Here is a 7,652-nt window from a genome sequence, read left to right as displayed (position 1 = left end):
TTCTACGATTTCCACCCCTTTGTACCTGCAGAGTTCCTTTATGATTTCCTTAAGGTCTTTTCGATATTGACCATATATTTCTTTTCGTCTATACTTTGGTGTGAATACGATATGGTATGTGCAATACCATTTTGTATGCGATAGCGAATTGGCTTTATGAGCCATGAGACATCACCGTTCCTTTCTTTTTTAGCGGTAACTTGAACACTTACCATTATAGAAGGAACGGTGATGTTTTTGTATAACTGTCTTGCCATCCACCTGCATAGCAGGTGGTTTATTGTTTCACGTCCTACGTACGCTCAACTGTCTAAAGACTAGATACAAGCTTCGCTTGTACTACAATAAAACGCCGTGTTTATCGCAATTCATCCCCCCACCTCTATAGGTGGGGGATTTCTTGCTCACGGCGTGTTAAATAAAGAGTTTCATATTAGAATAGTCATTATCATTAAGCATGCTTGCAACACCACCAACTTCGACACTATCAAGCAGCTCTTCCTGAGTAATACCCATGATCTGGCATGCCGTAAGCTTGACACTCTGCTGAATGAGGTCTTCTAAGGAATAAAAATTTGTTTTTTTTCATGACAGAGCGAATCATTTTGGCACCCATATTCATCTTTGACAGTGCAAGTTTCTTTGTGCCTCTTGGCATCATTGCCCCAAACATCTTTGAAACCATATTCTTCTTCATTTTGACTTTTTCATTCAGACGACATGATGACTGTCCTTCTTTTTTCTAATTGATGCTTCAAAGCTTCCGGCCTGTGCTCCAGGCACTTATATCATTATAGAAACCAGGATCAGTTGCTGTGACATGAAGCACTTCGCCATATCCTCATCTAAAAATGCCATAACCTGATTGGTTTTTTCAACAAGATAATCCTGTATGCCACGATGCACAAGGTTCTCCACCATTTCTAAGCCAATAAATCCTCCCCCAATGACAACTGCACGTTGAACATGATACTTATCGATATAGTTATAGATATGATCCGTATCTGAAATATTCCATAGTGCCAATACATTTTCCCCTTCGAAGCCTTCCAATTGAGGATGTATAGGAGTGGAGCCAGTCAATATTAAGAGCTTGTCATACGTAAGCTCATAAGTCTCATTACTCTTTACAGTCACACTTTTCTTTTCAGGATTGATGGCAATAACTTCTGAATTTATACGAACATCAACATGATATTTACTTTCGATAGATTCTGGTGTGGATACAAAAAGGGCATGACGATCTTTAATAACACCACCAATATAATAAGGCAGACCACAATTCACAAAAGATACATAATAGCCCTTTTCCAACAAAATAATTTATGACTTCTCAGTCTTGCGATAGCAGTTGCTCCAGCAGCACCCCCCCAATAACGGCATAACGCTTTTTACTCACTTTCTTCCTTCGCAAATAAAGCTACAATAGTTCTCTTCACATCTTCATCAACTAATGAATACTGGATTTCTTGTCCCTTTCTCTCCATCTTCACGATGCCTTGATCTCTTAACTTACCAAGATACTGTGAAATACTAGATTGTAACATGGGCATACAATCCACAAAATAACTGACATTGCATTCTCCATGCAAATAAAGTTTTTTGACCATATATGGTCTTGCTGGATGAGCCAAAGCTTTAAGCTTATCAGCAAGAGCTCTTACTCTTTCATTTTCTTTATCCATTTTCCATCCTTTATATTTTAATATTTTTATCAAGTATAATAACCAAGCAAATATCTTGTGAATCCTCTGTTCACATCTTATAATAAAACAAAAACGAAAGGAGCCAATTAATGAAAAGAAAACATATTATTTCTCTCGTGATAATCATTGTCATTCTTATCGCTGCATTATATTATGGCGCAACTAGATATCTAGACATCACTATGGATAGTGATCGTTTCAGTATTTCCATGAATTCCCCAAAACAAGCTACTGTTCATAAGAATCTTGAAGCCTTTAGCAGCATCAATGTCAAGCTTAGTGAAGCTGATATCGAGCTTAAGAGCGGCAATACATTTGGTTTGTCCTACCATGGTAAAAAAGATGAAACTCCTACTGCCACAATAAAAGATGGAATGCTTACAATCAAAGAAAAACAGACACATTCTAATAGTCATTCCCATCCTGAATTAGTCATCACGTTACCTAGAAACCTCAACACGCTTGATCATGTCACTCTTGTTTCTAGTGATGGTGATATTACAATCGATACGATCAATAAGCTAAGCATTAATACATTGACAATGGAAAGCAGCAATGGCGATCTTGATTTGGAACAGTGTATTGTGAAAGATCTTGTAGCTACATCATCAAATGGTGATGTCGATATCGAAGATAGCAGCTTAACGTCATCCAAACTAACTTCAAGCAATGGTGATATTTCTGTTAGTCTAGCCGACAACATTGCTAATTACACTGTATCTGCTAGAACAGATTCAGGCGATATTTCTATTGGTGATAATGACTATGATCCTGGTTCTATTCAAGTTGGTCATGGTTCTCAAAAGATATCTGCACAAACTGATAATGGTGATATTGATATTGAAAATGATTAATTTAATATACGTCAAAGTAACAAGCATTTTTGGTTAACTTGCCTTTTTATTAGGGCAGTCAAAAAAAATCCTGTTAGGAGAAGATACTTCCCATTCAATTTAAAACATACAAGCGTTGTGCTATACTAAAACAAAAGATATCACGTCGTTATGAAGCAATATAGATCTACAATCATTGCTTTCTTCAAAAATAAAGAGAACTCAACATAGAAGACAAGTATAAGGCACAGAAGAAATACGCAAAGAACAATATCAAGAAGCTTAGCTGCTCATACCAGGCTGAATTCGTTGACAGCTTCAGGGAAGCCTGCAACAAGGTTGGCATCAAGCAAGCAGAATTATTAGAAAAGCTATGCAACAAGTTATTGATGAAGCTAAAAATGAAAGCTAAAGGAAATAGAAGACCTACCATTCAAATCAATGATGGTAGGTCTTTAAAAACATTTTCCACTTTAAATGATTGATCGCACAAGAAACCTAGCAGCCTATATACCAAGAGCTGCTTTCAGTTCTTCTAGAGATAACCAGCTATCATCATTGATCACTGCTTCCTCAGCTTCTTGTAGTTTTTTAAGAAGCTTTTGTTCTACAAGAGATCTTCGATCAGTTTGATGATTGTCTTTCTCTAAACAAGATAAGGATGATTCTTTTGATATCTTGAGTTACTCCTTTCTTTGGTGAAATTGTCTTTTGTCTTTCTTAGTTTAATGATTCTTTGACAGCTATGAGCGACATGCATATCATGTGTCACAATGATAATTGTTTTATTGTGCTTGTTCATACCAATTAATTTATGTATGACAAGATCTCTATTGGTTTCATCTAAAGATCCTGTTGGTTCATCAGCTAAGATTATCTCACAATCTTTAATCATTAACTTAATGAGGGCTAGTCTTTGTTGCTCTCCACCACTAAGCTGATAAACTTTGTTTTTTAGTTTATCGGCTAATTGAAATTCATTAAGCAGGTTTTCCATTTCTTTTCTTTGTAGCTTCTTATTCGTCTTCTTGTAGGCATAGGCTAGTTTAAGATTCCATTCAACAGTCTCATCTTCTACTAGCCCATAATTTTGAAATAAATAACCTATGGTATGTCTTCTAAGCAACATGGCATCTTTTGTATTGATATTCCTTATGTTTTTTCCTTTTATTGTATAACTGCCAGATGTTGGCAAAGAAATAAGGCCAAGAATATTGAGCAGGGTTGTTTTACCACAGCCACTCTCTCCTACAATAGCTACCATCTCCCCTTCGTTTATTTGCATATTGATAGCATCTAGTACAGTTATTCCCCCAAATGTCTTTGCAAGATTCTCTACTACAATAATGGGCTTCCTCATTTTATTCCCCTTTCATAATATCTGATATATTTCCTATGATGAGCTTATTATGCATAATGAATAAAAGTGTTAGATTTAAAAATACTGAAATAAAGATAATCAGGATGTTTTGTTTAAAGATGAATAAAGGCAGGGAAAGAGCAAGTATAATCATTTCAATGCATAATTGGTATTTCATACTTTTTATTCTTGAATAGCCCATTAAATATTTAAGGGCAAACTTCTTCCTATTGAACATGATTTCTAAATAGCTAGAGAAGAATATAATCATCATTAAAGTTATCACAAATAAAATGACAAAGACAAAAGACTGATAAACAAGAAATTCATAATATCGAATATCATCAGATAACGGTGTCAGCAATGTTCCAGCTGAAAGTAAATTGTTGAGATGATATTTATTTAATAGCATTTTATACTCATCTCGATCTTTCAATGCAAATGCCAGTTTTCCATTAGATATTTCTGATAAATACCAGGTTCCTGCAAACTGTCCATGATCAATAAAGACAATAGAATTCTTTATATCCTTCCCTGTTTCTAATAAGTATGTATTTAGTAAAGGTGTTAACTGATTATCCTTGATATAGATGATTGTAAAATCATGATAGTCTTGTTCTGCTTGACCCTGATAATAGCTGTCATAGTTCATCATGGCATTGTATTGTTCATGACAGAACGCGTCTACTTTTTTATTACCTTTATATCTCTCAGGTACTAAAATAACTGATTGATTTTGAGGCAAAGATATTCTTTTTCCATCTAACCCCACATCATTCATATATTGATCATAATACTTCTTATTAACTACAACATAATTATCAGTATAGGAATCATTTAGCTTTTCAAAGCTGGTATTATGCATTTGATAATAAGAATCATTGGCGATAGAGGTTATATTGGCATCCATAAGAATAGCCTTGTCTTCATATTCTTTATAAAGATTTTTCACATGCTTTGACAGTAGATCAATATGATGATGACTTGAAAATACCTTGTCATATTCATCTGAGTTAAAGCCATTGGATGTGAAATACTTTGATAGCATTCGATACTTATTGATTTTATGCACTGAGGCATTATAGTTATTAAGTTCGCGTGTGAGTAAAGAAATAGATATTGTAACAACAACAATAAATACAATCTTAACAACATGAATGGCATTATTCATAGTGGAAGAATACATATGGTTCTTCATCATCGCATTTATATCGATAAATCTTATACTTATTTGTGTGAGTAATAATAGAAGAATATTAATAAGCCCTATCACAATAAATGTCAAAAACAAGCCAATCACATAGTCCCAACTTAACTTCCTATTCAACAAACAATAACTTAAATGCAAGAAGAAAGTTACCAAGCATGCAATAAACTGCATGGGAATAAATTCAGAAAATGAATCCACAACCATTATACTTGATGAAAAGCCATTCAGCTTCTTAATTGCATTCACCTTCATTCGAGACATTGTATAAATCAATAAAGTAAATTGTGTGATGATAAGAAGGATCAAGAGGTTCATGGCATTGTTCTTAGCTACCTGGAAATAACTTATTTTGTCTTTTTTGATAGGCTTGATGGTGATACCTAGCTTTTGGGTAATAGCTTTTATTTGTTTAAGAGAGGCATTGGTTTTAAATTTACCTGTTGAATCACTAAAATCTTCTTTGTTTAAGCTCTGGTATTTGATTTCTTTTTCTTGACTGAGTGGTTTTATTGGAGAAACTAAGATATCCTTCGTATCATAGACTTCATATCTTTGTATGCCATCCATGGATATTGGCTCCTTGATGATTTCTACAGAGATATGCCTTGCCATCAATTCATCATAAAGATATCCCAGATTCACTCCATTAGCTTCTTCAAGATAATAAGTATTGTAGTGGGCAACTCCCATATTATTAAGAAAATAGATATCATAAAAGGATTGTCCATAAATAAAGGAACATACCAACATTTGCCCAATAAGAAATATGAGAAGAAATTTTTTCATATACATGACCATTCCTAATAAATTAGGTAAGCATTACAAATATTCATTATCGTTCATGACAATATGATATTTCCTATGTCTATTCTTTTAGCCACTTAGCTACATATTAGATCTTACCTGGCATAATCATATCAGCCTTATCTCACAAAATAATAACTTCAACCTCACTTTAACCTAACTTTTTTGGTAATGTCATATTGACTTCCATACCATTATTATTTCTAAACTCAGTTGTTCCTGAATGCAATCCAATAATTCTCTTCACAACAACACTTCCCCAACCATGGACTTCATTGATATTTTGTTTGCCATTGTTTATGCTTTTTATTTTCTCTTCACTCATACCAACACCATTGTCACTAAAAGTGATTATCACATTATCTAATTCTTCTTTGACCTTTATTGAAATACAACATCCCTGTTCATTATGAACAATACTGTTGATAAGAACATTATGAAATGCTCTCTTTAATAAATGTGCATCACCTTCAATATAGATCTTTCCATGCTTAGTATTTTGATCAAATACAAAATCATACTGATCTGATGCATAGATATTCATCACATCTGCAATACATTCCCTAATAAGTTTACATAGGTCAAGTGGTTGTGGGGTAAGGATGAATTGATGGCTATCTAGCTTATTGATAAGATTTAGGTCATTAACGAGGAATGTTATTTTAAAGGATTGATTCTTTATCGTTTCTAACATTTGTTTCTTTTCGTTGTCATTTTCGATATTTTGAAGTTCTTCACTCTTCCCTACAATAACAGATAAAGGTGTCCTAATATCATGTGTCACGCCAGCTAGCCATTCCTCTTTCATGGCATTTGTTTCCTTGATGATGCGCTTTTGGTCATTGAGTTTTTGAGAGACTTTATTGATAGCTATTTTAATATCTTTGAGATAACCTTTTTCCTCTAATCTCGTCTCTTCTTCTTGTGATACATCCAATATACCAGAGACAACAGTATTTAGTTCTTTCATAAACAATAAGGACATAAGATAGGCTAAAACAACTGTAATGAGTATATTAAAAAATGCTAAGAGTACCAACATCATGCGCATATCTTTCATTTCAATCGAAAGATTTAACTTCCAGATACTATGGGGTACATTTCCTAAAACAACAAGACCGCCAGGTACATTCATCATCTCTACTGGATAATCTTCAATATACCATTTTGAATAATCAATAAGTTCTCCTAACTCATAATTTCTTTTTAACTTTTTTGGAAGTTTATAAGAATAAACGAGACTTCCGTCTTTAGAGAGAACCATCATCCATTGATCGTTCTCATTGATATATTGTTTGCTTTTATTACTTACTGTACAGAACTTCTTATCAATATTGATTCCATCAATAAATTGACGTATTCGTTGAGGATCTTTTCTTTCCATTGTATTTGTCCATTGGTTGATAAAAATACTGTTGATGATAATAAGCAGAGAAACAATAAAGACTGTGATTTTGATACGATCCCCTAAAGGTAGACAGTACAAATACACAAAATGTACTGCCCTGCTTTTAGGGGGTTTTATTATGGGAAGAAAAGCAAAATATACATTTGAACTGAAACTTCAGTCTGCACAGGATTATCTATCAGGAAAGAAATCAGCATCTGATATTGCCTTTGAATTAGGTATGGGGAAATATGGTGACAACAGAATACGTCAATGGGCGAGTCTCTATAAAGCCAATGGGCAAGAAGCTCTCAAGCCTAAAGAAAGAAATTCATCTTACTCAAAAGAGTTT

10 protein-coding genes are annotated in these 7,652 nt (G+C 33.8%); 2 read left to right on the top strand and 8 right to left on the bottom strand.

The window, feature by feature from the left end; genetic code table 11:
* The 5 genes from T529_RS12945 to T529_RS0111135 all read right to left on the bottom strand — a co-directional run.
* Positions 1 to 165: transposase (locus tag T529_RS12945; RefSeq protein ID WP_202962271.1), on the bottom strand; the 165-nt coding region annotated here is incomplete at its 3' end.
* Between the two features lie 249 nt (positions 166 to 414).
* Positions 415 to 552, bottom strand: coding sequence for a DsrE/DsrF/DrsH-like family protein (locus T529_RS12940; RefSeq protein ID WP_162173006.1), 138 nt, complete (start codon positions 550 to 552; stop codon positions 415 to 417).
* Positions 488 to 658: a hypothetical protein gene (locus T529_RS13840; RefSeq protein WP_420801853.1), complete on the bottom strand. Its 171-nt coding sequence runs from the start codon at positions 656 to 658 to the stop codon at positions 488 to 490. Before T529_RS13840 ends, T529_RS12940 begins: the two co-directional genes overlap by 65 nt.
* Before the next feature lie 125 nt (positions 659 to 783).
* Positions 784 to 1,314 carry an NAD(P)/FAD-dependent oxidoreductase gene (locus tag T529_RS0111140; protein ID WP_202962304.1) on the bottom strand — a complete coding sequence of 177 codons (531 nt, stop codon included), beginning with the start codon at positions 1,312 to 1,314 and terminating at the stop codon, positions 784 to 786.
* Between the two features lie 77 nt (positions 1,315 to 1,391).
* Entirely contained in the window at positions 1,392 to 1,685 is a 294-nt protein-coding gene (locus T529_RS0111135; protein ID WP_033163682.1) for an ArsR/SmtB family transcription factor, read from the bottom strand.
* 110 nt (positions 1,686 to 1,795) lie between these two features.
* Between T529_RS0111135 and T529_RS0111130 the strand changes: the two genes are divergently transcribed.
* Positions 1,796 to 2,560: a DUF4097 family beta strand repeat-containing protein gene (locus tag T529_RS0111130; RefSeq protein WP_033163681.1), complete on the top strand. Its 765-nt coding sequence runs from the start codon at positions 1,796 to 1,798 to the stop codon at positions 2,558 to 2,560.
* A 625-nt stretch (positions 2,561 to 3,185) separates the two neighbouring features.
* On the opposite strand, the gene T529_RS0111125 is transcribed toward T529_RS0111130, so the two are convergent.
* The 3 genes from T529_RS0111125 to T529_RS0111115 all read right to left on the bottom strand — a co-directional run bounded on the left by T529_RS0111125 (position 3,186) and on the right by T529_RS0111115 (position 7,405).
* Positions 3,186 to 3,899: a putative bacteriocin export ABC transporter gene (locus tag T529_RS0111125; RefSeq protein WP_081823134.1), complete on the bottom strand. Its 714-nt coding sequence runs from the start codon at positions 3,897 to 3,899 to the stop codon at positions 3,186 to 3,188.
* A gap of 1 nt (position 3,900) precedes the next feature.
* Positions 3,901 to 5,895 (bottom strand): hypothetical protein, encoded by a 1,995-nt coding sequence (locus T529_RS0111120; protein WP_033163680.1) that lies wholly within the window; start codon positions 5,893 to 5,895, stop codon positions 3,901 to 3,903.
* A gap of 169 nt (positions 5,896 to 6,064) precedes the next feature.
* A complete protein-coding gene (locus T529_RS0111115) occupies positions 6,065 to 7,405 on the bottom strand; it encodes a sensor histidine kinase (RefSeq protein WP_033163679.1) in 1,341 nt (446 codons plus the stop codon).
* A gap of 34 nt (positions 7,406 to 7,439) precedes the next feature.
* Between T529_RS0111115 and T529_RS0111110 the strand changes: the two genes are divergently transcribed.
* The coding region (locus T529_RS0111110) for a transposase (protein WP_033163678.1) at positions 7,440 to 7,652 on the top strand (213 nt) is incomplete at its 3' end.

This window comes from Sharpea azabuensis DSM 18934 (assembly GCF_000702165.1).
GTDB classification, from domain to species: domain Bacteria; phylum Bacillota_I; class Bacilli_A; order Erysipelotrichales; family Coprobacillaceae; genus Sharpea; species Sharpea azabuensis.
This window is presented reverse-complemented; position numbering and strand designations above follow the sequence as displayed.

Excerpts from the sequence above, each read along its gene's own strand:
- T529_RS0111120 (WP_033163680.1), bottom strand. The coding sequence starts at position 5,895 with ATGAAAAAATTTCTTCTCATATTTCTTATTGGGCAAATGTTGGTATGT.
- T529_RS0111135 (WP_033163682.1), bottom strand. The coding sequence starts at position 1,685 with ATGGATAAAGAAAATGAAAGAGTAAGAGCTCTTGCTGATAAGCTTAAA.
- T529_RS13840 (WP_420801853.1), bottom strand. The coding sequence starts at position 658 with ATGCCAAGAGGCACAAAGAAACTTGCACTGTCAAAGATGAATATGGGT.
- T529_RS0111130 (WP_033163681.1), top strand. The coding sequence starts at position 1,796 with ATGAAAAGAAAACATATTATTTCTCTCGTGATAATCATTGTCATTCTT.
- T529_RS0111125 (WP_081823134.1), bottom strand. The coding sequence starts at position 3,899 with ATGAGGAAGCCCATTATTGTAGTAGAGAATCTTGCAAAGACATTTGGG.